This window comes from Ochrobactrum sp. AN78 (genome assembly GCF_029909885.1).
Classification (GTDB): domain Bacteria; phylum Pseudomonadota; class Alphaproteobacteria; order Rhizobiales; family Rhizobiaceae; genus Brucella; species Brucella quorumnocens.
The window spans coordinates 92522-116657 of record NZ_JASAMU010000007.1 but is presented as its reverse complement, the minus strand read 5'-3'; the positions used below and the strand labels follow the sequence as shown (position 1 = coordinate 116657).

The following is a 24136-nucleotide window of genomic DNA, read 5'->3' as shown; positions in this document are numbered from 1 at the left end:
CAGAATTGTCGATTCATTGAACCCGTATGTCGATTGGTCCTAAAGCTATTGCTGATTTAAAGAAACACACCAGAAACTACTCGCTGATTTGAACATACTTCGGGGCGGCGAGGAATGACTGTTTTTGATTTGGGACGAGGCAACACTTTTGTCCTTACTCAACACCATCGCGGACAGGCAGGTTCTGTCGAGCAACTAAAACCCAGTATTCAAATTCGAAGGCAATCGTTGAGAGCATCGACAGCGATGTCATGCGTTCTCGCTGCTATTACAACCATAGCCGTTTTTTTTAGCCTTACATATTCGGCTGCGCCAGTTCTAGCGCAGCAAGTTTCTGGTCAAGGGGGCGCTGGCGGACAACATGCAATCAGTCGCCCGCGGGCGGGGGGCTCCGGTGCCGCTGCCATTTCCTATTCAGGTGGTGGCGGCGGTGGCGGTGGTGGAAAAAACTCGACGTCTGCTTCAGAAGGGATTGGTGGACGTGGCGGTAGCGGACCAAAGGCTTGGGGCGGCGGAATAGGTGGTCGCTGGAATGAGCACGGAAACGACGGCACCAAAGGGGCTAATGGTTTAGCAAAGGGCTGGATTTGGGCACCCGGTAACTTCGGTCATGACGGTGGAAGCGGTGGAGGCGGCGGTGGCGGTGGCGTTAAGACCACGCTTGCTTCCAGCGCAATTTACGACATTTCGACCTCTATTGTTGGAGGTAAAGGCGGTGGTGGTGGCAATGGCGCTATAGGAGGGATTGGGTATTCAGCGGCGATTTATCCGTTCTCCGCATATTGGGATGGAACCGGTGGTGGCGGTGGTGCGGGTGGCGGCGGTGGCGGTGGTGGAGCTGCTCTGACTTTTCGTTCTTCGGGCCAAGGACCGATGCCAGCCGGGGAAGTTGCGGCCAATATTTCGGCCAACATTACCGGTGGAGCAGGTGGTGACGGTGGTTACGGTGGTGATGGTGGTGCCGGTGAAACCAAAGCCAGTATGCACAATGCCGTTGGTGGTGATGGCGGTTCTGGAGGCAGTGGCGGAAACGGTGGGGCCGGCATTCTGGCGGGTAGTTTCATCTCATCAATCTACCTCACTCCCGGGACTGCTGTTGCGGGCGGTAACGGCGGAAAAGGCGGTAGTGGCGGTTGGGGTGGTAATAGCGATTATGCCAACGACTATAACCTTGGAAATGGCGGGAATGGTGGAGATGGTGGTGTCGGTGGAACGGGTATTGTGCTTGGCGGACCGAACGCGGATCAAAGCCACGTCATTCTGGGCGACGGAGCCAGCGTTAGAGGTGGACAGGGTGGACAGAAAGGCTTCGAAGGAAACCGTGGATCGGTTTACAAGGGCACAATGTCCCCTAGCAATGGAACGGCTGGTCATCAAGGGAATGGTGGACAGGGCGTCTGGCTGAATTCCGGGAACAGACTTCGCGTTGAGGTGGGGACTGGCGCAGTCATTCAAGGTGGTGATGGAGCCGTTGGCGGCGTTGGTATTGACGGGGCTGCTTCTCTATCGCTCACAAGTGTTGCGGGTACCGTATCGGGCGGGCTTGGCTCGGGTGGAGCACGCGCAGCAGCGGTCTCCATAAATGGCACGAGCAACGTGCTTCAGCTTCTCAATGGATTCAAGTTTATCGGTGGCGTTAATTTGGGTGCGGACGCCACGTTATCCTTAGCCGGTGTGGAGAATTCAGCGTTTGATCTTTCGCAGATCGGCGGGCAGTTTCAAGGTTTGAGCCACCTTCTTAAGATCGACCAGAGTACATGGACACTGAGTGGAAGAGCCAATGCACGTTTTAAAGATGTTGGTGTCTCAGGCGGTGTTGTAGCACTTGGCCCCGACCAATCAGAATTGCAATCTGATAATGGCTTTATCGACGGCGGAAAAGTCACTGTAACGGGTAACGGCACTCCCAGCTCTGCAAAATGGGCCGTAGAAAAGTCTCTCGTTGTTGGTAACATTAATACGGGCAGTTTAGAGATATCCAATGGCGGAATCGTAAAGGTCGGCAAAGATTTGGTCATCGGTGGCCAGAACTCAGTTTCAGGCACTGTAAATCTGACTGGTCCGCAATCAAACCTGACTGCGGATGGAATACTGGCCGTTGGCGATTCCGGCCAAGGTACCCTGACCATTACCAATGGTGCCCAAGTCCAGTCCGGAAAAGTGGCAATCGGGCGAAATACGGGTTCGACGGGATCGGTTTTTGTCACTGGAGCAGGTACGAAATGGACTGCGCGTGATATTTATATCAGTGGTGGCAATGCCGATAACGATGGAGGCCGGGGCTCGTTGACCATCGCGGATGGCGCAGTTGTTGGCGCGCCGCGTGGTATGATCAATATTGGCGATAATGGCGCTTATGGTATTCTAAATATAGGCGCTGCAGAAGGCGAAAGCGCTGTTGCCCCAGGCATATTTGTTGGCCGGGATCTGATGCTTTCGCCATTTACCGATGCAGTGTTCAATCATAATGCCATCGATTACAGCTTCGACGCTTCAATATCTGGCTTTGCGAACCTCAAGTTTCTTTCGGGCAAGACAAAACTGACAGGCGATAGCTCATTTTTTAACGGTAACGCGACTGTAACCAACAGCACGCTGGACGTAGCTGAAAGAGCAAAACTCAACGGCACATTGACTGTCAACAACGCAGGGCGGCTGGAAGGGTCAGGGCAGGTTGGTACGACCATCATAAATGCAGGTGGTGTCCTTGCTCCAACTGGCACGCGTTCATTGACACTTAATGGTGGGCTTACGTTGAATGGGGGCGGCTCCGTTTCGCCCAGCGACGCGGCTTCACTTATTGTCAACGGCAAGGTTACGTTCAACAGTGGCGGGCTTTATACGTACAATCTTGCTACGGGCGGTTCTGGTACGACGGCAGCGACCATTGTGAATGGTGACGTTGCGCTTAATGGAACGATGTTGAACGTAACGGGCTCACCTTCAATCGGCTATCATCGTATCATCTCATATACGGGTAATCTGACACAGACGAATGGCGGTCTGAATGTTGGTCAAACTCCCGATACGACTCCGTTCGGCTTCAACTATATGGTTGATACGACGCAGGCGCGGGCTGTTGATCTTCTCGTCAGTCCTCAAGGCTTAAATATTCTTCAGCAATGGGATGGTGGCGCGCCGGGTAGCAACAATCAGAATGGCGTATGGAATAACACGAACCAGAATTGGTTAAACCCTGTCGGCGGAACCGCTGACACTACATGGGGTCATGGCTACGCTATTTTCCGTGGGTTGGGTGGTACAGTTACAATTGATAGTACGCAGTCAGCTGTTGGATTGCAGTTTGCTGGCGGAAATTTCAGAATTGAAGGTAACCCCGGTGCGACGCTAAATCTGACTGGCTATAGTGGTTCTGGTATTGATATAGATGTCCCTGAAATACGTGTCCTTAATAACGAGGGAGCCCTGATAAGTGCCTCAATCAGCGGCACCTCGGGTTTTGAAAAGACCGGAGATGGGTTGCTGGTTCTATGGGGAGATAACACTTACTCCGGTAACACCTATCTCAGTGGCGGCATTCTTCAGATCGCGTCAATGCAAAATCTAGGTTCTGCAAGCAACACGCTGAATATCAACAATGCCACTTTGAGAACCGCTGATAGTTTCGATCTGACGCAGGCCGTAACTCTGGGCGGCGTGTCGACGATCAATGTTCTTTTTGATCAGGAGATGAAACTTACCGGCGGTGTTTCCGGTGATGGTATGCTGTTCAAGGATGGTGGCGGCACACTGTTGCTCAGCGGATCTAATAGCTGGTCGGGCGGCACCTGGGTAAATGAAGGCACACTACGCCTCGAAGCGAATAATTCTTCGGCGATAGCCCATAACTCCGATTATGTTCTTACAGGCGGAATTCTTGATCTCAACGGCAATAACCTGCAAATGCGTTCTTTGATCGGAACTAGTGGTGAAATATCGATTGATGGAGCGACGCTTACAATTGCGCAGGGCACCGATACGATTTATGCTGGCACAATAACTGGCAATAATTTCAACAGTAATTTGGTTAAAACAGGCAGCGGGATGCTGGTGCTTTCCGGCGCCAATAGTTATTGGGGAAACACCACCATCAATGGTGGATCACTGGCTATTTTTGATGCGGCAAATCTCGGGATCAATTCAAGTGCTGGAGCGCTTGAAATTCGCAATGCGGCGCTTTTGACGCTCGGCGATATTGATCTCAATCATCGTGTTAATCTGATTGGAACAGGAACAATCAATACGTTGTCTGGAACGACGCTTGAGTTGAGCGGCGCAATTTCTGGACCAGCGGGAGCATTGTATAAGGACGGTGCTGGACGGCTCATTATTTCCGGAAATGGTACCTATGCTGGTGGTACGAAGATTGCGGGTGGCATTCTACAGATAGGTGATGGCGGAACGACTGGCTCAATTACTGGTAACATTAGCAATGACGGTTTGCTGGCGTTCAACCGCTCAGATACTTTTAGTTATGACGGTTCCATATCCGGTGCCGGTGCATTGCTTCAGGCCGGCACCGGAACGACTGTTTTGACTGGCAATCACAGCTATACCGGCAATACATTCATCACAGATGGCACATTGCAGATCGGGAATGGCGGTGCAGCGGGATCGATTGGCGGTTACGTCCTCAACAAGGGTAAGCTCGCATTCAATCGCAGCGATGACTATACCTTTTCAGGTTTGATCATTGGTACGGGCGCGCTGGTAAAGGCCGGTTCTGGCACGCTTATTCTGGATGCTGACAACTATTATACGAGCGGGACCAACATCGAGAACGGCACACTCCAGATCGGCAGTGGCGGCACATCAGGCTGGATCACAGGCAATGTTGCCAACAATGGAACACTGGCCTTTAATCGCTCGGACGCGTTTGAATTTTCAGGCAAGATCAGCGGATCAGGCGGCTTTCAGCAGAAGGGTGAGGGCGCTGTTATTCTGACGGGCGACAGCAGCTATACGGGTGCCACCGATGTTTTGTCGGGACGGCTTGCAGTCAACGGTTCAATCGGCTCTTCGATGCTCACAACGGTCTACGAAGGCGCAGAGCTTGGCGGCGCCGGTATCGTGGGGCAGACATTCATTAATGGCGGCACGCTGGCGCCGGGCAATTCCATCGGCACGCTCAATGTAGCTGGAGATTTGCGATTCACAGCATCATCCCTCTATGAGGTCGAAGTTTCTCCTTCAGGTTCTGACCGCGTGAATGTTGCAGGGCAGGCTGATTTGGGCGGTGCCACAGTCCATGCGTCTTTTGATCCCGGCGCCTATGTGATGAAGCGCTATAACATTCTCAATGCACAGGGCGGCTTGGCTGGGAGTGCATTCGGCGAAGAGGTGACGACAAATCTACCAGAGAATTTCGTCTCACTCTTGCGGTACGATGCCAGTAACGCCTTCCTTGATCTTGAAATGAATATTGGTGGCTTGAATGTGAACCAGCAGAATGTGTCTGCAGCGCTGGTCGGCTACTTCGACGAGAATGGTCAAATCCCATTTGCTTTCGGTGCATTGGATGCCGATGGTTTGACTGCTGCTTCAGGCGAATTAGCAACGGCGGCACAACAAACGACCATCGATGCCATGAGCCAGTTCATGAACATGCTCGCGGATCCTTTGGTTATAGGCCAGGCAGGACGTATCACACAAGCGCCAGCATCCGACACAGGCTTGTTTGAGAACCGCTGGAGCGTATGGGGCGCAGGCTACGGCAGCTCGCGCACAACAGATGGCGATACGATTATTGGATCACATGACGCGCGTGGACGTGTTTATGGCGTTGCTGTCGGCGCGGACTATCACGCATCGACCGATACAATTCTTGGCTTTGCCGTTGCCGGTGGCGGCACCAAGTTCGGGCTCGCTGATGGTATGGGCAATGGTGAATCCGATCTGTTTCAGGCGGGTATCTATGGCAGGCAAAATGTGGGCAATGCCTATATTACTGGCGCGCTTGCTTATGGTTGGCAGAGTATCGATACTGAACGCACGGTGTCGTTTTACGAAACTGATCAACTCAATGGCAGCTATCGGGCAAATTCCTGGTCGGGGCGGCTTGAGGCGGGCTATCGTTTTGAAACGCCTTGGCTGGGTGTAACGCCTTATGCAGCAGGGCAGTTTGTAAGCTTTGATCTGCCATCCTATTCGGAAAAAGCCTATGCGGGCAGCGACACTTATGCGCTCAGCTATGCATCACAGCACGAAACTGTGGGGCGTAGCGAATTAGGCTTTAGTCTCGACAAATCTCTGACACTCTCGGACGGCGTATTCACGACGCGCGGACGCCTTGCCTGGGCTCGCAACATCAACAATGACCGCAGTGTCTTTGCCGCCATTAATGCATTGCCGGGAGCGGGCTTTATCGTCAATGGCGCATCGCAACCGAAGGACGTTGGCCTGGCCAGCGTCTCGGCTGAGATGAGCTGGAACCATGGCCTGTCGCTGGGTGCTGCTTTTGACGCTGAGTTTTCTGGCGCTAGCACCAGTTACGCTGGTAAGGGCGTGCTGCGCTACAAATGGTAAAATGAAAGCTTGGGCTATCGTGGCCCAAGCTCTGCAGCAAGTTCATGAACGCTCGCCCGAATGTCATTGAACATTCCGAAATTTACGCGGTTGGCGACGACGAAGATTCCAAGCTTGCGATTGGGTGAGAGAACCACATAGGTCATAAAACCACCAAGGCCGCCGCTTTTGCCAAGAAGCATTGGAACGCCGTTGCGCGGCATGGTTATAACCCAGCCCAATCCCATGCCTTCACCCCCCGTTACTTCTGTGCCGACGATACGCTCAAGGCCGTCATAGGGAAGCCACATCGTATGATCCAGGGTATGTGCTTCTTGTGTTGAGGCCGTTGGAGTGAGATGCCATTGCATCCACTTCACCATGTCGTCGGCCGTCGAATACACGCCGGCACTGGCGTACATAATGTCTGGAACGACATTATTCGGGTCGTTCTTGTCGAATGGATCAAACCCGGTCATCAGTCGTTTTTTCTGCTCATCGCTCAGTGTCGTGGTAGTATCGTTCATCCCGGCAGGTTCAAATACACGGCTCTTTAAGAGCTCGGCAAAGCTGCTTTTGCCGGCCTTGGCAAGCGCATCGCCCATCAGTCCGTAACCGAAGTTTGAATAAAGCGTGGTGGTGCCGGGCGCATAGGCTGGAACGTTTGATCCGATCCACTTCCAGTAATAATCGCGATCAAAGGCATTGAAGGGATTGTCCGACGGTTTCACATTGGGATCGGGAAGTTCGCGTGGTAGGCCTGCCGAATGGGTTGCCAGATCGAGAAGGCTAATCGGTCTGCCTGTTTGCTTAACGCTAACACCGTCAGGCGCATAGCGTTCAAGCGGATCTGTCAGGTTCACTATGCCTTCCGCCGCCAGAGAGGTGAGGACATCGGTTGCAAAGACCTTGGAGATCGAGCCGAGGCGGAAAATTGATTTGCTGTTCGGTTCGGTGTCGTTACCGGGCACTGTTTCTCCAAAGCCCTGCACGACACTTTCATCACCACGGACGACGGCAATTGTCAGGGCTGGCGCACCAGAACTCAGGAACAATGCCATGCCGGTCATGGAGACAGCATCTTTTAAAGCCAGATCTTCTGCGCTTGCTTGTTGCGCCATCACCAAAGGCAGACTGCTGGCTATCAACAAGGCGCAGATGAAATTTGTGGGGCGATATTCAGGCGAATGGCTCGAACGCATGTTGATCCCTCAGTGCTTGATTTGGCGCGATTGTTATGTTGCCGAGAGCATTGAGAACAAGCCTTACACTGAGCAATAACAGAAGGATGAATCAACCAGCCGGTTGGATGAATGAACATGGGGTTTGGCTTGCGGGAAGTTGGACTGTCTTACACACCCAATCTTTCGCGCAAGGGTTTGCGATAGACGCGGGAAACCGGCCAGGACTGCTGTATGGCGCGCATCTTAATAAGCCATTTGTCCGGCTTGCTTCGATCCACATCGGAAACATGCAAAGCATTCACGAACGCTGTACGATGGACGCGGAAAAAATAACTTTCCGGTAAAATGCTTATCCAGATGCCGAGCGGCCGTGAATCAAGCAGCATCGAGCCGTCATTCAGCCAGATCTCGCTATAATTTCCTGCTGAACGCACACCGACGATTGTCTCGGGTACTACGCCTCGTACGACGCCGCGTTTGCGCAGATAAACGACCGGTTCAGTCTCTTCTTCTGGGTTGATGGTTATATGATTGTTGTTGCTGCCATATTGGGCTTGAGCAATCAGGTTGGCGCATTGAAACATCGCTTTGATTTCGGCACCGGACCACTGGTGATATTCGCGCGTTGTGTCGAAACCGATGATACCACGCAACCGTTCACCGTAAAACATCGGGATGCTCAGGATGCTTTTATTGCCCTGACGGACGAACTCGACCTGTATCGCACGAGCAGCGCGAGGCAAGCTATGCACATTGTTTACCGCTACGGCTTTTCCCGCAATCAAGTACCGATGCAGCCAGCCGATAAGCGTCGTTGGGGCTTCCTGCAATTCTTCAAGGAAGGAAGTCGTTCCGCCTTGGCACCATTCATATGTATTGCGAAAGCGAAGTAGGTCTTGGCCGTATTCAATTATCCATGCGCGGTCTGAGTTGGATGCATTGCCGACAAAATCAAGATAATTGGAAATGCCAGTATTGAGCGGATGCTTGAGCAAATCCATTGCGCAAACATACGGCCAGTCCATTGACGGCTCATCTGCGCAATCCTGTTCAGAACAAATCTGATAGGCTTCAACGATACGGTCCAAACCCCACTCCGAGTTTGTCTGAATTGGCTTTAGGTTGGATTTTACTAGCAGGTCTGGCCGGAACATTTCGGTATCTTGACCAAAATGCAAGTTAAAGAATTGGTTTCATATTATCCATTTCTGATGCCGAAGCACCAGAAAATAATGTGAGAAACTGAAGGTTTTTGCTGAAATTTAATCGAAAAGCGTGGGTTTCACGCCCGATCGAATATTTAGGACGGGATTTCTCATATTATCTCTTGCGGTACCATTATTTAATGTAATAACATTACATACGGAGATGATTTCCCGATCAATTTCGATCAATAAAAGCGCTGGAATCTATGACTGATGCATGTCTGACTTTTCGTGACCTGACGCTTGGCTATCACAGCCATCCGGCGGTCCATCATCTCAGTGGTGCTGTTCGCGCCGGCTCGCTGACGGCGGTTGTTGGTTTAAATGGTTCGGGCAAATCGACATTGATGAAAGGCATTGCGGGAATTTTGCGCCCTATGTCGGGTGCATGCATTGCGAATAAGACGCAAAGCCTCGCCTACTTGCCCCAGCAATCGGAACTGGACCATTCTTTTCCAGCGCGTGTCATTGATCTTGTCGGCTTGGGGCTGTGGCCAAGACGTGGATTGTTGGGTCGGCACAATGCCGGTGATCGGCAAACGCTGACTGATGCCCTCATAGCCGTTGGGTTGGAAGATTTTGAGAAGCGTCCCCTCGATAGCCTGTCGGGCGGACAACTCCAGCGCACATTATTTGCGCGCGTGATTGTTCAGAATGCAAATCTGATCCTGCTTGATGAACCGTTCAATGCGGTGGATGAGAAGACCGTTGTCGACCTGATTGGACTTATCAAGGACTGGCACGGCGAGAAGCGCACAGTGATGGTTGTTGCGCACGATCTTGATCTCGTCAGGGAACACTTTCCGGAAGCATTGTTGCTGGCGCGTCGTGCGGTTGCCTGGGGCAGCGTTAATAATGTGCTCACATCCGAGAATCTGGCACGTGCTCGGCACTTCCATGAAGCTTGGGATGAAGCTGCGCCCTGGTGCGAGACGGGACATAGTCTTCAGCATCCATCTGCAATTTTGCCAGCATTCGGTAAGGATGCAGCATGATGATGGATCTGCATCAATTCTTTGTCGCCCCATTTGCCGAATTTGCTTTCATGCAAAGGGCGTTGTTGGGGGCGATCTTCCTTTCGATCAGTGCCTGCCCTGTAGGGGTATTTCTGATGCTGCGTCGCATGAGCCTGACTGGTGATGCCATGTCCCATGCCATTCTGCCGGGCGCGGCTGCCGGGTTCCTGTTTTATGGGCTTGAAATCATTCCAATGACCATTGGTGGAATGCTTGCAGGCATAGTGGTGGCTCTGGGCGCAGGCGCAGTCTCACGTCTGACGATCCAGAAAGAAGACGCCTCAATGGCCGCTTTCTATCTGATATCACTGGCAATTGGTGTGCTGCTGGTCTCAATGCGAGGATCGAGTGTTGATCTGATGCATGTGTTGTTCGGAACCGTTCTGGCGCTCAACAATGATGCGCTATTCCTGATCGGGCTCACCACAATTCTCACATTGGTAACGCTGGCAGTATTTTGGCGTGCGCTGATTACCGAATGTCTTGATCCCCTATTTCTGCGTTCGGTGTCGAAGCTCGGTTCGCCGGTGCATTTCATCTTCCTTGGCCTTGTGGTCCTTAACCTCGTTGCTGGTTTTCAGGCGCTTGGCACGCTTTTGTCCGTGGGGTTGATGATCCTGCCTGCCACATCTGCGCGCTTCTGGACAAACCGTGTTGAAACCATGTGCGTTCTGGCAACGGTGTTTGGTCTTGGCTCCTCGCTGTCAGGCTTGTTGTTGTCCTATCACCTGTCGTTGCCGTCAGGACCGGCCATTATTCTCTCTGCGGGAGCGATTTATTTCATCTCGGTACTCGCGGGAACGCGCGGTGTGTTTGTGACACGCAGACCTAGAAGATCTCATAAAGTTGCCTAACAATCAGAAGGACTTATTGAAATGATGAGGCAATTTAAACTTGCCCTTGCATTGAGTGCCGCAACATTGGCTGTCAGTTCGCACGCAGGTGCGGCAGAACAAAAGCTCGATGTCATTGCCAGTTTTTCCATATTGGGTGACATGGCGCAGAAAGTGGGTGGCGATAGAATTACATTGCGCACGCTGGTCGGCCCAAATGGCGACGCACATGTCTACGAACCGAAACCATCGGACGCAATCGCAATGGCGAAAGCTGATGTTGTTCTGGTGAATGGTCTGCAATTGGAAGGCTTCTTGTCCCGGCTTGTCGAAGCTAGTGGGACCGAGGCCGAGATTGTCGAGGCGACTGAGGGGGCCGGGATTTTGCGCGACCCGCATGGCGGTCATTACCACTATTACGGCACCAAAGCAGTGTTCCATGAAGCGCCGTTTGATCCCCATGCCTGGCAATCTGTTGGGAATGCGAAGGTGTATGTACAGAATATCGTATCGGCTTTCTGCAAAGCCGATACGAAGGGATGCGACGCATACAAGCAGAACGCGGCTATCTATCAGCAGCAATTGGACAAGCTCGACGCTGATATAAGAAGCACGATTGCATCCATTCCGCAGGATCGGCGCGTCGTGGTCGTCGCCCATAATGCATTTCGCTATTTTGAAAATGCCTACGGCGTGAAGTTTTTGTCACCTCAGGGCGTTTCAACGGAATCTGAAGCATCTGCTGCTGATGTCGCTGGCGTCGTACGCGATATCAAGGAAAACCGTGCTGCAGCTGTTTTCGCCGAAAATATTGCCGATGCGCGGCTTGTCCAGCAGATCGCGTCTGAATCTGGGCTCAAGCTTGGCGGTGTTCTGTATTCCGATGCGCTGTCTGCGGCTGATGGCCCTGCCGCCTCTTATATCGACATGATGCGCCACAATACTGAAACCATCCGCGCTGCTGTCGCCCCCCACTAAGCGCGGTGCATATCACTGCCGCTGTGACTTTGAATGTTATGTAATATCATTAATAGGAGAGTATGATGAAAAGATTGATGCTGACTGCTTCGGCCCTTGCTATGGCCGTTTGCATGACAGGCGGAAGTGCATTGGCAGATGAAGACAATGTGACCGCATGGCGGTTATTTGTGTCGGATCATGCAGAGCCAGTCGTCAATGTCATCGACGCTCTTGATGGCGATAAGCTCGACACTTTCAAGATCAAGGGACCTGCATCGCTTTATCGTAGTGAAAGTGGAAAGACCGTGTTTGCAGTGCAGGGCTCTGCTGGCGCAGTGTCGGCCATTTCTTCCGGCATTTCATTTCATGACCATGGCGATCATGCTGATATTGATGTTGATGACTCCAAAATTCTCAATGTAGAATGGACCGGTGCAAAGCCCGCACACTTTGTCGAACGTCAAGGCAATATCGCACAATGGTTTGATGGTGAAGATGCGGCGCGGTTCATCACTGAAAAAGCCGCGCTTGACGGGAAGTCCGACGTGAAGACAGCCAATGTTGTGGCAGCACATCACGGCGTCGCTGTTCCCTTTGATAATTATGCAGTCGTGACGATTCCAAACCCGGACGACGCCTCCAAACGGCCAATAGGCGCGCGCATCGTTGACTTCAAGGGCAATAAGTTTGGCGACGATGTTGCATGCCCCGGCCTGCATGGTTCTGCGGGATCAGGCAGCATTTATGCGCTTGCCTGCGATACAGGCTTGCTGCTCATCACGCAGGACGGCGACAAGCCTGTTATTAAGCATCTTCCTTACGGAAAATCTTTGCCAGAAGGTAGTTCTTCCACTCTAATCGGTGGCAAAGGGCTGCAGTATTTCATCGGCAATTATGGCCCGGATCGTGTTGTTCTGGTCGATCCTTCAGAAGCGGATGGTGGCTTCCGTTTGGTGCAGCTTCCGACGAGACGAGTGCATTTTGCCGTTGATCCAGTGCGGCCGAAATTCGCCTATGTCTTTACTGAAGACGGCCAGCTTCATCAGCTCGATGTTCTAAAGGGTGAAATCGTCAAGTCGATCAAGTTGACCGAGCCGTATTCGATGGACGGTCACTGGAGCGATCCGCGTCCGCGTATTGCAGTTGCAGGCGACAATGTCGTTGTGAGTGATCCGCTGAAAGGTCAGCTGCATCTCGTCAATGCGGTTTCATTTGAAAAAGCGGGCGATATCGAAGTCGCTGGCAAGCCTTTTAACATTGTTGCAGTTGGCGGCTCCGGTAAGGTCCATGCGGACGAAGCTGGTCATAGTCATGAGGGACACAAACACGAGGAGCATAAGCGCGACTGATAATACTTCTATCTCCATCCGTCGTGAAACTTGGCCCGATCTTTTTAGGTCGGGCTTTTTTAACGAGTTCTAGTAATTGATGGTTACGACAACTGTATCCGTATAGGTGCCTGAAGCGGGAGTGGGTTGTGGTGCAACACGGCCATAAACCGGTACATTTTCTATTGATCCAGTGCCGGTTCTGGACACAATCTGACCGGCCGTATTGCCCCATGGGACGGTGCGTGTGCTGTTGGAATAAAGCCCGTAAATAATCGCGGTTGTGCCCAGTGTCATTCGGCGTTGGGTCGGTTGAGTATTACTGAGGCCACCATTTAGCGAAATGCTGTATGGCAGACCCAAGGTGCAGTTGATTGTTAGGGTGCCATTAGCGTCAATATTCGAGGTCATCGCGCTGTGGGTGCCAAAATTGACTGCGCTCGCCGAGACCGTGCAGCTGCGGTTGACAATTGCCTGCACGTTGAAGCTTGGCTGGATCGGATTGTCGGCGATTGTCGAGCAGTCAGGTGGTAGGAGGAGATAGCGAATGTAATTTATGCGCGCCTGCCCACCAGAAAAGACTGACAAATAGGTTCCTGCGAGTTTTGATGCTTGGGAACCGAGTATGCGACCATAAATGGTGCGGGTTGCAGTACCTGGTCCCAGAATAGGCGCTATTACATCAATTGGTTGTACGGTGCCCAATGTTGCGTTTGTTGACGATCCCCATGGGACTGTGCGGTTTGCGTCCTGATAAAACTGGTAGGATAAAGTATTAGCGCCGCTTGTCATCAGGCGGGTGCTGCCAGAGCTTCCCCCGCTACCCGCCTCGAGATTAGGGCATACCCGCATAAGCAACTGAAGATTGAGAGAGCTTGAACAGGTAACACTGAGTGTTGCGGTAGTGTCGATAGCCCCACCCGCTTGAAGGTTTACCGTACCAAAATTCATGTCTGTAATGCTGGCAGTGCAGGTTTGAGCAATAGCCAAACTCGCGCCGGTGAGACTCAAGAAGATTGCAGCGATGAAACTTAAAAAATGTTTTGTCATTGGTGTTTCCGGCATATGGCATCAGGTATCGTTGTGCGTTCGTGGGTATGAGCAGGAGCGGTGAACGTGACGGTGCAGCTTTCACCGTTTGATTGCTGTATGATCAGTAAATTCCTGTCGGCAATCTTCTCAGCATAGACCTGACCGTCATAGCCAACGATCATATTTTCACTACCATTGAGCTGAGCTGTGGCACCTGTTTCAACATAGTCACCCACTTCAGTGCGAATGGTTATCAATGCGGGCCTGGTTTCGGCTAAGACATTGAAATCGACAACCGCGCCACTGCGATCACCCGGGCGTACAATCTGGCGGGTAGTGCTTACACTTGCATCAAGCGGCAGGTTTGAAGGATCAATGGAAATGGAGTTGCTTTCATAAGAGCGAAGATCAGATACAAGCAGCTTGCCGCGCGTGTTGGTCTTGCCAATTGGGCGATTTTCATAAAACACTTCGACATTAGGCGCGCCAACATCCACCACGCTAAAGGCATCATCGACACGATTAGCGAGAAATGCGCCACCACCCGCCACGATAAGTGAGCCCTCAAATTGTGCGGTCCCGCGAACATTATCATTGAACTTTTCGACGCCTGCCTCAATACGTCCGATTGAACTGCGGTAGCTGCCACTGGCGGCAACGATATCATTTTGTCCATAAGAGCCGCGGATACGCCATCCGGTGCCGCCCACAACTGGCTGCTCGGATTTCATGATATCTGCGGTGATACTCGTGCCTGTATCATCAGAAGAGATGCCGCTGGATGCAGTGATATTGCCATCCATCATCCAAGACAGACCAGCGAAAACACCAAACGAACCTTTGCGCTCAAGATCGGTGAAGGTTGAAAAAAACACATTGCCCTTCTGTCCGATGGGCTTTGTTGCAGTCATGCTGACAATGCGGGATGTTTCGAAATTCGCCGTTTCTAATTGTGCATATGAGAAGTTGAGATTGAGATTTTCAAGTATGGGCGGCAGGGAAATGGAGGCTTGATCAAGCGACCGTGGGGGCTTTGCGTTGTAGATCGTTGAAGGAAGTCCGAATTTGGCGATGTCGGCGGTTACAGAAGCCATGTCGTTAAAATCGCCGAAAGTCCGCTGCGTTCTTGCGAAAAACTTGATGTTCCAGAGCTCAGCTTCGAGACTGGCTGCAACTTGATAGCCAGTCTCATCGCCAAAGCGGCTGTTAGATGCCGCCACGGAGCCAACGCCGAAAGAGCCAATATTGAAGACGCTGCCAGCGCCTGCATTGTAGAAATTTTCGGCACCTTCGGCATGGGCTTCGAGGGTGAGGTTATTCGTCAGACCATAGCGAAGTGTGGCGGAGCCTATCGGACGCTCATCATAGTTATTCGATTCAACGCCATAATAGCGCCGGGCAAAGCCCATCTCAGCCGAAAAATCGGCAAGTCCCTTAGCCAAAAGATTAGACGATGCGTAAAAGGGTGTCTCAGACACTGTTTCTCTGCCAAGCGCATCGCGAACCACCAGACGCGCTGTGCCAGCGCCGGTGACTATCGGCAGATTGGTGATCGAGAACGGTCCAGACGGAACCGAACGCGAGGCGCGTTGAGCGTTATCGACATAGACATCGACGGTAGAAGGTACTGCAGCCGAACCAGAAAGCTCTGGCAACGGCATCGTAACCAGATCGGGGCGCAGGTTGAAATTGCGGCGTATTTGTATGCCACCCAAACGAGTTGGGCGCGTCCACGATAGGCCGCCAGAAATTATATCGCCAACATTATATGTCATCAGGCGGGTCGGATCGGAATAGGACCACCGGGTATCAAGTCGCGTTGAACCAAAGTTGTCTGCATCCGAGGAACTTAAAATCTGCGATGAAGTCAGTACTCCATATGGACCAAACAGACGCCCTTCGAGCAAGCTGGAAACACCTTGGAATGAAGTCAAATCGTCCCATTTCGGACCGCCGGTCGAGCCGTAGACCGTATAATTGATCAACCCTCCCAGATTGCTCGTTACGACAGGTTCCTCCTCTTCAGTGTCTTGTGGTGTTTCATCGGCTTGCGCATCAATGACACGAGCCGCGCGGCTATCCTCCACAGCATCGAAACCTACAGTCTGGTTTTCTTCATCATAGGTTGCCACCACACCGGGCAGTCGGCCGATATCGACCCAGCCATCCTCCCTTGTCGCTTCCTTTGCAGGCTTGATGCCTACATTTTTCAGTTGCTCGGGCTCTATCAACAGAAGCCCGTCGGATGTTTGACGAAAGGCAGCAATCAACTCCGAAGATGAACCATTCACGAAGACTTCGAGTTGCAGCTCTTGAAATTCATCGTCAGGACTAGTTATTCCTGCCGACGGGGGTGGCAAATCTTGAGCTGCAGCCTTCGGAAAGGCTGAGAAGATCGTCAGACAAGCAATCGTCAAAACAGCAAGGTCAACCGCCCCTGACGTTCGCTTGCGCATTAATCGGGCCAGCTTCGCTTTGTGCTGAGATCATCAGCGAGCCACCACCTCGATTATTGCGTGTACCGGGGATGAACCAGGAAACACTCGATTTCCCAAGAACATAGCCCACAAGCCCTTTCTGTTGTGCGACTGGCGCTCCACCTTTACTTTGCAAAGCCAGATCGGAGACGCGCATACGCTTGTCGCCGCGATTATTGACAGTGACTTGATAGCCTCCGGATTTTTTCTGCACGTTCCAGGCCACATCCGCGCCGCTGTTGTCCTCGGGCGAGAAGAAGACGGGGATAGAATGTCTGATGATGAGATTTACAGTCCCTGACTTTTGCTGCGAAGAACTTGGCAGTTCATCCACGATCAAGCGATAGCTTTCCTCTGCTTTGACAGGACGCTTGGATGTTCGCACGACACGAACCATATTTTCGCCACCAGGCTTCAGTTGCGAGATCGGCGGACTTACTGCGACATCTGTGGCCGGAGTATAGCTATCAACGCCATTACTTTGGCTCCAACGGAAAATTCTAACCTGTACGTTGATGGGGCGTTTTGCATCGTTCCAGATCCGAACGCTGGATGCAGCGGCTGGGGCACTAAGGTCTATAAGAACCGGAGACACTCTCAATGATGCTGCGTTTGATTGCGCAGAAGAAATATGCAGACCAGCAACGACGAGCGCTGCGAGTATGAGAATACGCATGCAATTCTCCCTTTACGTTCAATACGTTATTGTCGCAGTAACCGTATCGGTATAAACGCCCGGGGCTGGCGTGTTCTGAGGGAGGGCGCGACCATATACAGTATACTGTTGAGCCGCGCCTGTGCCCGTTCCTGAAACAGTGTCGGTTCCAACCGTGGTGCCCCAAACTGTGTCACGTGCGGCTGTCTGATATAGAGAATAGGCAACGGTTGCGCCGCCGGTTCCTGTCATCAGACGGTTGGCGACAGTTGCGCTTGAGCCGGAACCCGCACTCAAGCCAATATTAAAAGGGGTAGTGTTAGTGCATTGAACTGTGATGACGCTGGTGGCATCGCTGTTCGTAGCTAGCACTCCGTGGAGGCCAAAATCCATATTCGTTGCGGAGTTGATCTGGCATGCACCCGCGATCGTTATCTGAACTGTGAACTGTGCTGAAGGCGTCTGTGCGTTCACGACGGAGGGTATCAACAACCCGACCGAAACAACGCCTACAATCATACTAAACTTAATACACATAGTCCCTCCTGAATGCTTAAAGCGGGCCGATTATCAGTCGCCTTTCAAGGTGTTTTGCATTGCAAGTATATGTATTTGTTTTTCTTATTAGAAATTCAGTTTATGGGAATTCTCAATTCATATCAACGTCCATGGCGATTTTTTCCACCAAACTCGCACAATGTATAAATATAGATCAATATTTGTTCAGTTTTCGTTAAGTCGGAATAGGAGATATGATGACTTTATGAAATAAATAGTCAATTTTAAACAAAAAAAATCGATATTATACTATTTGTTGTGTTCGATATTAATTTGCAGATTCCTGAATCTAATGATTCTTTTGTTTCGTTTGTTGGCTTTTCCTCAAGTCCTTAAACGGTGCAGTTCCTGGCCATCTGAGTTGTGTCATCCCCTTGTCACGCACCCGGAATAAAAGCGCGCAAACCATACAGATTGCGCGCTTATGTTACATGAAACTAAAATACACGTAGACATTGCCGTTAGGGCTGAAGGGTTAAGTCTCGCCTATGGCAGCAGCACGATCCTCAAGAGCATCGATTTGACTCTGCAAAAGGGGCAGACGCTTGCGTTGCTTGGGCCTTCAGGATGTGGAAAGACAACGCTTCTCAGGCTGGTAGCAGGGCTGCTTGTCCCAACCAAGGGCTCCATAACGATCAACGGTATAAAAGTAGCTGATGCGACGAGTGGCACATTTGCGCCGCCGGAAAAGCGTCACCTTGGCATGGTATTTCAGGATTATGCGCTTTGGCCGCATATGTCGGTCTATGGAAATGTTTCGTTTCCGTTGGAGATGCGTGGCATCGGACGTGCGGAACGCGAAAAGCGGGTTAAATCGGCGCTTGATCGCGTTGGTCTTACAGGTTTCGGGGATCGCTCCATCAGCGATATGTCCGGGGGACAGCAGCAGCGTGTCGCCATTGCGCGTGCTATCGTTGCCGAACCGGGTCTGGTGCTTTTCGATGAACCGCTATCCAATCTTGATCGTGAGCTGCGAGAAAACATGGTTAGTGAGATTGGGCAGCTTGTCGCAAATCTCGGTCTGACAGCAATCTATGTAACACATGATCAGAGCGAGGCATTCTCGCTCGCCCATCAGGTGGCTATCATGCGGGCAGGGGTTATCGAACAGCTTGCGGCGCCCGAACTGCTCGTCTCACATCCCACAACACCGGCAGTAGCGGATTTCTTGCGTCTTGGCTGTGTTATGCCAGTAGAACGCGAAGATAGCTTCTACCGCATTTCGCAAACCGAAGTCCGGCTGAGCCACGCTGCCATGCCTGCCGATGCAACGCACGTCCTTCTGCCGTCTCGTTCGGTGCGAAGTGTTGCGATCGATGAGGCGGCAATTCCGGCAACGGTCTTGCGGACCCATTTTCGTGGGGACGGTCACCTGACGACAGTTCGCATTGGGGCACAGCATGTTGGCCATGAGCTGACCTATCTCGATCATAGCAAGCTTTCGCCTGGTATGCCGGTTGGCATTGCCATCGATACAGATCAGCTGCGCTGGTTCTCGTAACAATCACTTCACGTCACTGCATCTCAGGAGAGATTTATGAAGAAGTCCCTTATCGGTGCCACAATGGCATTCGCAGCAGTACTGCTGACCAGCACTGCAGCTTTTGCTGACATCACCGTTTATTCGGCAGGTCCGGGCAAGTTGATCGAAGGCCTTGCTGCAGGCTTTACCGCCAAGACCGGCACGAAAGTCAATGTCTTTCAGGCAACGACTGGCAAGGTTATGGCGCGTATTGAAGCCGAAGCTGCCAATCCTGTCGTAGATGTGCTGATTTCGGCTTCATGGGATACCGCAACCGACTTTGCAAAGCGCGACTGGCTCGTGGCTTACACAAGCCCGAACGCCGAAAAGGTTCCTGACTTCTTGAAGAATGAAACCGCTGTTGCACAGGGCGTTTCGGCTTTAGGCATCGCATGGAACCCGAACAACAAGACCCCGAAGCCAACCGAGTGGGCCGATTTGGCCAAGCCGGAATACAAGGATCTGGTCAATTTGCCTGATCCATCGCAGTCAGGAGCAACATTTGAGCTTGTTGCAGCGCTTGCAGAGACGCAGGGCTGGGATCTGTTCAAACATCTGCATGAAAACGGCGCAACTGCTGCTGGTGCCAATGCCGAAGCATTGAATCCTGTGCTTCAGGGTGCTAAGGCCGCAGTATTTGGTGCAGTCGATTACATCTCGCTCGCAGGCAAGGCAAAGGGCGAAGCCATCGATGTCATCTTCCCGGCATCTGGCACTGTTATCGCACCGCGCCCGGCCATGATCCTCAAGTGGTCGAAGAACCAGGACGAAGCCAAGCAGTTCGTCGACTACATGCTGTCGGATGAAGGTCAGAAGATGGTGGCTGACACCTATCTGATGCCTGCGCGTTCTGACGTTGCTGCAAACCGCCCGCTGATTAACGATCTGAAGATTTTGAAGATCGACGCCGCAGCTGTTTACGGCAAGCGCAATGAAACACTGAAAGAATTCAACGCGGTCTTTGGCGCGAAGAAATAATCAGATTGCGGCTCTTCCTGATTGTCAGGGAGAGCCGCTTACTTATTCTATTCAATAGATTATGAGCTGGCGGCTATATTGCGGTCGTTGCTCGACGACCACAGAGGCAATCATGAGTGCAAAGACCGCTAATGCTGCAAATCCCCTGGGCTTTGTGGCTGTCATCGGACTCGCGATTGTCGTTGCAGTTCCATTTATTTTCATTGTTCTGCAGGCAATTTTCCCGCAGATCGGCCAGGGTGTGCTGACCGCACCGTTTGTGCATCTGCCGGCACTTTTTGAAGATCCAAAACTCTTACGCATGACTGGGAACACTGTGTTGCTCGGCGTTTGCGTCGTCGCTTTGTCTGCGCTGATCGCTGTGCCTCTAGCGGTGTTCCGAGCGCTTTATAAGGTGCCGTTCGCGCTGGTCTGGGATGTGTTGATGCTGGTGCCTTTCATGATCCCGCCCTATATCGCGACGCTTGGCTGGATCATGACATTGCAGCCACGGGGTTATCTCGAACAGCTCGCAGGCTTCAACCTTGCACCATTCCTGTTTTCGCTTGCGGGCATGACATTCGTCATGGCGCTCAACACATTCCCGCTGGTCTATTTCGCTGTGTCCCGCACTATTGAAGCGGTCGGCGCGCGCTATTCGGATGTAGGGCGTGTTTTCGGTGCGTCGCCCTGGCGCTCGTTCTTCCGAATCACGTTGCCACTGGCAACACCGGGGCTAGCGGCAAGCCTGTTGCTCGTTTTTGCTTCAGCCATTGAGGAATACGGAACCCCGGCGGCACTCGGTAGCCGTTCTGGCTTTGAAGTTCTGGTTACGGAAATCGATCTTAGAATCTCCGATTGGCCGATTGACCTTTCGGGAGCTGCGGTCTTTTCGTTGGCTTTGGTCTGCCTTTCGCTTGCAGCGTTCATGTTTCAGCGCTGGATTTTGACGCGCAGGTCTTATGTTACGACCGGTGGAAAACCTCAGAACAAAGACAAGCGCGAACTTGGTACGCTCAAAATCCCGGTCGTGATCTTGTTTGCTGTGATAGCTTTCGCAGCAACAGGTGTGCCGCTTCTTGCAATTCTTGCGACCGCACTGTCAAAGACCATTTCTGGTGGTCTGACACCATCAAATCTTGGTTTCGACAATTTTGCTGATATCGCAGATAACAGCGCGGGAGCCATGCGCGCTTTGTTCAATAGCCTGTCGCTGGGCGTGGTAAGTGCTTTGCTGACTGGTTTTCTTGGTGCTGTTGCCGCCTATGCGGTGGTAAAAATGCGCTTCCGCGGACGCTTTTGGCTTGATGTGCTTACTGTTTTGCCCAATTCGCTGCCGGGTGTTGTGGTTGCTGTTGGCCTTATCCTCGCATGGAACCAGCCATCGCTGCTGATCTCGCCTTATAATACGCCGCTTATTCTGCTGCTTGCTTATTGCTGCATTCTTCTGCCGCAGCCAATACGCTATGCAACAGCCGCATTTCATCAGATCGGCGATAATCTCGAAGCTGCGGCACGCGTATGCGGTGCAAGCAGTTTCACGACTTTCCGTCGCATCATGCTACCGCTGATTGCGCCAAGCCTGATCACAGCGATGTTGCTGGTATTTGCTGTTGCGACACGCGAGTTGGTCGCATCAATTCTTGTTGCGCCTGTTGGTATGCAGACCATATCGATTTTCATATGGCGGCAGTTTGAGCAGGGCTCAGTTGGTCTTGGTATGGCGATGGCATTTATTGCGATTCTGCTGACAACACTGCTGCCATTGCTCTTGATGGGGCTCCTGAAACAGACGGGTTTGGTAAAAGTCTGACCCTGTCGACAAATTGCGTACAGAGTTTTATTCTTTCGGTGTGCCACAGAGTCTGTGGCAGAGGCTGAAAGGATTAAGCAATGTCTCTCACTACCCAACCGCCACGCATTTCCAATGAAGAGCGGCTGCAGCGTATCAATGTCTTGCGCCGTAATCTGAGCGAAAAAAAGATTGACGCTTTGTTGCTTGGGTCGACCGAGAGCCTGCTTTATTACACTGGTCTTGTCTGGCATTCGAGCGAACGCCTGCTGGGTGCCGTCATTACGCAAAACGAAATCGTCTATATCGTACCGGGTTTTGAGCAGAGCCGCGTAGCAAGCCTTCCTCATTTGCCGGGTGAAATCCGCACCTGGCAGGAAGAAGAGAACAGCGCCGCACTTGTCGCCACGCTGCTGTGCGCCGGTGAAACACTTGCCGTGGACGATGCAGTGCCGCTCTTCGTCTATAATGCCTTGCGCAGAGAGATCGATGCAGATCGCCTGGTTGACGCTGGCCCGATCATTCGCGAACAGCGCATAGCCAAATCGCAAGCCGAAATCAACATTATCAAATATGCCATGGGGCTGACACTTGAAGTGCATCGCCGTGCACATCAATTCATCCGTCCGGGCATTGCTGCATCTGATGTTGTGCGCTTTATTGATGAGCAGCATCGTGAACTGGGCGCAGGCCGAGGCTCGACATTCTGCATTGTATCGTTTGGTGAAGCAACGTCGCTGCCGCACGGCGCAGATGGCGAGCAGTATTATAACAACGGCGATGTCATTCTTGTTGATACAGGCTGCCGGATCGATGGCTACCATTCCGATTTGACCCGCACCTATATGCTGGATGAACCAACAGCTGAATTTGAACGTATCTGGACGATTGAGCGGCAGGCGCAACAGGCTGTGTTTGATGCAGCAAAAATCGGTGCTGCCTGTTCAAGCCTTGATGACGCCGCCCGCGCGGTCATGATGAAGCATGGTCTCGGACCAGACTATCAACTGCCTGGTCTGCCGCATCGCGCGGGCCATGGTCTGGGTCTGGAAATCCACGAGGCACCTTACATCGTTCGTGGCAATCACTTGCCGCTCGCGCCAGGCATGTGCTTTTCCAATGAGCCGATGATCGTCGTGCCGGGGCAGTTTGGTGTCCGTCTTGAAGACCATATTTACATGACGGCTCAAGGTCCTGATTGGTTTACGCAACCTGCAAAAGGGCCAACTGAGCCTTTCGTGTAATTTCCGACAGAAGGATAGGCTGATGACGGACAGTGAAACTACTCTTACGAATGAGCGCAAGCGCGGTTCAGGCGTTAAATTGGTCTATGATCTGCTGCGTGATGAGATTCTCGATCTGGTGCTGCCGCCCGGCAGCCCGATCGATGAAGTACAGCTTGCCGAACGGTTCAAAATGTCTCGTACACCGATCCGCGAGGCTTTGGTAAGGCTGGCAGGTGAGGGGCTTATTGATACATTGCCCAATCGCTCAACGATGGTGTCGAATATCGACTTCCTCAACATGCATACGTATTTCGACGCGCTGACGCTGATGTATCGCGTGACGACCCAACTTGCGGCCAAGAATCATCGACCGGAAGATCTGGAGATCATTGCCGCGCATCAGAAAGAGTTCGCAGTAGCGGTTGAAGCACAGGATGCGCTTGGCATGATCGCCACCAATGCGGCATTGCATCTCGCTATCGCGGAAGCAGGCCGCAATCCCTATTTCACCACGCTCTTCAAGCGTCTTCTTGATGAGGGGCGTCGCATTCTGCGGCTTTACTACCAGTCCTATAATGATCGCCTGCCCAGATGTTTTGTCGAAGAGCACGACGAAATGATCGCAGCAATTGCTGCGCGCGACATGAAATTGGCCGAGCAATTGGCGCATGAACATGCAGAGCAGATTGTGCGGCAGGTACAAAAACTGGTGATGCGTGACGACCGTTTGGAAATAAGTTTGTAGGCCTGTCTAATTTCTGTCGACAAATAAAATACAGACTGATATATCAGTTATAGAGAGCTGATACGAGGCAATACGCCACGACAGTTTCAACCGCGCTGTTTTTTGTTTTGTTGCATTGTCCTTCGCAAAGCTGCTCTGCAGT

General features: G+C 52.1%; 16 protein-coding genes. 10 read left to right on the top strand and 6 right to left on the bottom strand.

Going from position 1 to position 24136, the window contains the following annotated elements; all coding sequences use genetic code 11:
- Positions 1 to 228 precede the first annotated feature (228 nt).
- The gene (locus tag QBD00_RS14690) at positions 229 to 6525 is read left to right on the top strand and encodes an autotransporter-associated beta strand repeat-containing protein (RefSeq protein WP_318579868.1); all 6297 of its coding nucleotides are present in this window, start codon (positions 229 to 231) and stop codon (positions 6523 to 6525) included.
- 14 nt (positions 6526 to 6539) lie between these two features.
- Here the strand turns inward: QBD00_RS14690 and ampH are convergent, their stop codons facing one another.
- Both ampH and QBD00_RS14680 read right to left on the bottom strand, forming a co-directional pair.
- Positions 6540 to 7706 (bottom strand): D-alanyl-D-alanine-carboxypeptidase/endopeptidase AmpH, encoded by a 1167-nt coding sequence (gene ampH, locus QBD00_RS14685; protein ID WP_318579867.1) that lies wholly within the window; start codon positions 7704 to 7706, stop codon positions 6540 to 6542.
- Between the two features lie 149 nt (positions 7707 to 7855).
- Positions 7856 to 8776: a GAF domain-containing DNA-binding protein gene (locus QBD00_RS14680; RefSeq protein ID WP_264231428.1), complete on the bottom strand. Its 921-nt coding sequence runs from the start codon at positions 8774 to 8776 to the stop codon at positions 7856 to 7858.
- Positions 8777 to 9099: 323 nt separating this feature from the next.
- Between QBD00_RS14680 and aztA the strand changes: the two genes are divergently transcribed.
- The 4 genes from aztA to aztD all read left to right on the top strand — a co-directional run bounded on the left by aztA (position 9100) and on the right by aztD (position 13051).
- Positions 9100 to 9888, top strand: a complete 789-nt coding sequence (gene aztA, locus QBD00_RS14675; protein ID WP_318579866.1) for a zinc ABC transporter ATP-binding protein AztA — start codon at positions 9100 to 9102, stop codon at positions 9886 to 9888.
- A 2-nt stretch (positions 9889 to 9890) separates the two neighbouring features.
- A complete protein-coding gene (gene aztB / locus QBD00_RS14670) occupies positions 9891 to 10763 on the top strand; it encodes a zinc ABC transporter permease AztB (RefSeq protein ID WP_264231534.1) in 873 nt (290 codons plus the stop codon).
- A gap of 21 nt (positions 10764 to 10784) precedes the next feature.
- The gene (gene aztC, locus QBD00_RS14665) at positions 10785 to 11720 is read left to right on the top strand and encodes a zinc ABC transporter substrate-binding protein AztC (protein WP_318579865.1); all 936 of its coding nucleotides are present in this window, start codon (positions 10785 to 10787) and stop codon (positions 11718 to 11720) included.
- 65 nt (positions 11721 to 11785) lie between these two features.
- Positions 11786 to 13051, top strand: a complete 1266-nt coding sequence (gene aztD / locus QBD00_RS14660) for a zinc metallochaperone AztD (RefSeq protein WP_264231533.1) — start codon at positions 11786 to 11788, stop codon at positions 13049 to 13051.
- Between the two features lie 69 nt (positions 13052 to 13120).
- Here the strand turns inward: aztD and QBD00_RS14655 are convergent, their stop codons facing one another.
- The 4 genes from QBD00_RS14655 to QBD00_RS14640 are packed head-to-tail and all read right to left on the bottom strand — an operon-like array spanning position 13121 to position 17731.
- The gene (locus QBD00_RS14655; protein WP_264231425.1) at positions 13121 to 14080 is read right to left on the bottom strand and encodes a spore coat protein U domain-containing protein; all 960 of its coding nucleotides are present in this window, start codon (positions 14078 to 14080) and stop codon (positions 13121 to 13123) included.
- Entirely contained in the window at positions 14077 to 16518 is a 2442-nt protein-coding gene (locus tag QBD00_RS14650; protein ID WP_318579864.1) for a fimbria/pilus outer membrane usher protein, read from the bottom strand. The genes QBD00_RS14655 and QBD00_RS14650 overlap by 4 nt, the downstream gene beginning before the upstream one ends.
- A complete protein-coding gene (locus tag QBD00_RS14645) occupies positions 16490 to 17215 on the bottom strand; it encodes a molecular chaperone (RefSeq protein ID WP_264231423.1) in 726 nt (241 codons plus the stop codon). The genes QBD00_RS14650 and QBD00_RS14645 overlap by 29 nt, the downstream gene beginning before the upstream one ends.
- 18 nt (positions 17216 to 17233) lie before the next feature.
- Positions 17234 to 17731, bottom strand: coding sequence for a spore coat U domain-containing protein (locus QBD00_RS14640; protein ID WP_264231422.1), 498 nt, complete (start codon positions 17729 to 17731; stop codon positions 17234 to 17236).
- A 445-nt stretch (positions 17732 to 18176) separates the two neighbouring features.
- Here QBD00_RS14640 and QBD00_RS14635 point away from each other — a divergent pair, with 445 nt between their 5' ends.
- The 5 genes from QBD00_RS14635 to QBD00_RS14615 all read left to right on the top strand — a co-directional run bounded on the left by QBD00_RS14635 (position 18177) and on the right by QBD00_RS14615 (position 23994).
- Positions 18177 to 19253 carry an ABC transporter ATP-binding protein gene (locus QBD00_RS14635; RefSeq protein ID WP_318579863.1) on the top strand — a complete coding sequence of 359 codons (1077 nt, stop codon included), beginning with the start codon at positions 18177 to 18179 and terminating at the stop codon, positions 19251 to 19253.
- Between the two features lie 36 nt (positions 19254 to 19289).
- Positions 19290 to 20252, top strand: coding sequence for an ABC transporter substrate-binding protein (locus QBD00_RS14630; protein ID WP_318579862.1), 963 nt, complete (start codon positions 19290 to 19292; stop codon positions 20250 to 20252).
- Positions 20253 to 20364: 112 nt separating this feature from the next.
- A complete protein-coding gene (locus QBD00_RS14625; protein WP_318579861.1) occupies positions 20365 to 22044 on the top strand; it encodes an iron ABC transporter permease in 1680 nt (559 codons plus the stop codon).
- A gap of 80 nt (positions 22045 to 22124) precedes the next feature.
- The gene (locus QBD00_RS14620; protein WP_318579860.1) at positions 22125 to 23267 is read left to right on the top strand and encodes a Xaa-Pro peptidase family protein; all 1143 of its coding nucleotides are present in this window, start codon (positions 22125 to 22127) and stop codon (positions 23265 to 23267) included.
- 22 nt (positions 23268 to 23289) lie between these two features.
- Positions 23290 to 23994 (top strand): GntR family transcriptional regulator, encoded by a 705-nt coding sequence (locus QBD00_RS14615; protein WP_318579859.1) that lies wholly within the window; start codon positions 23290 to 23292, stop codon positions 23992 to 23994.
- Positions 23995 to 24136 lie beyond the last annotated feature (142 nt).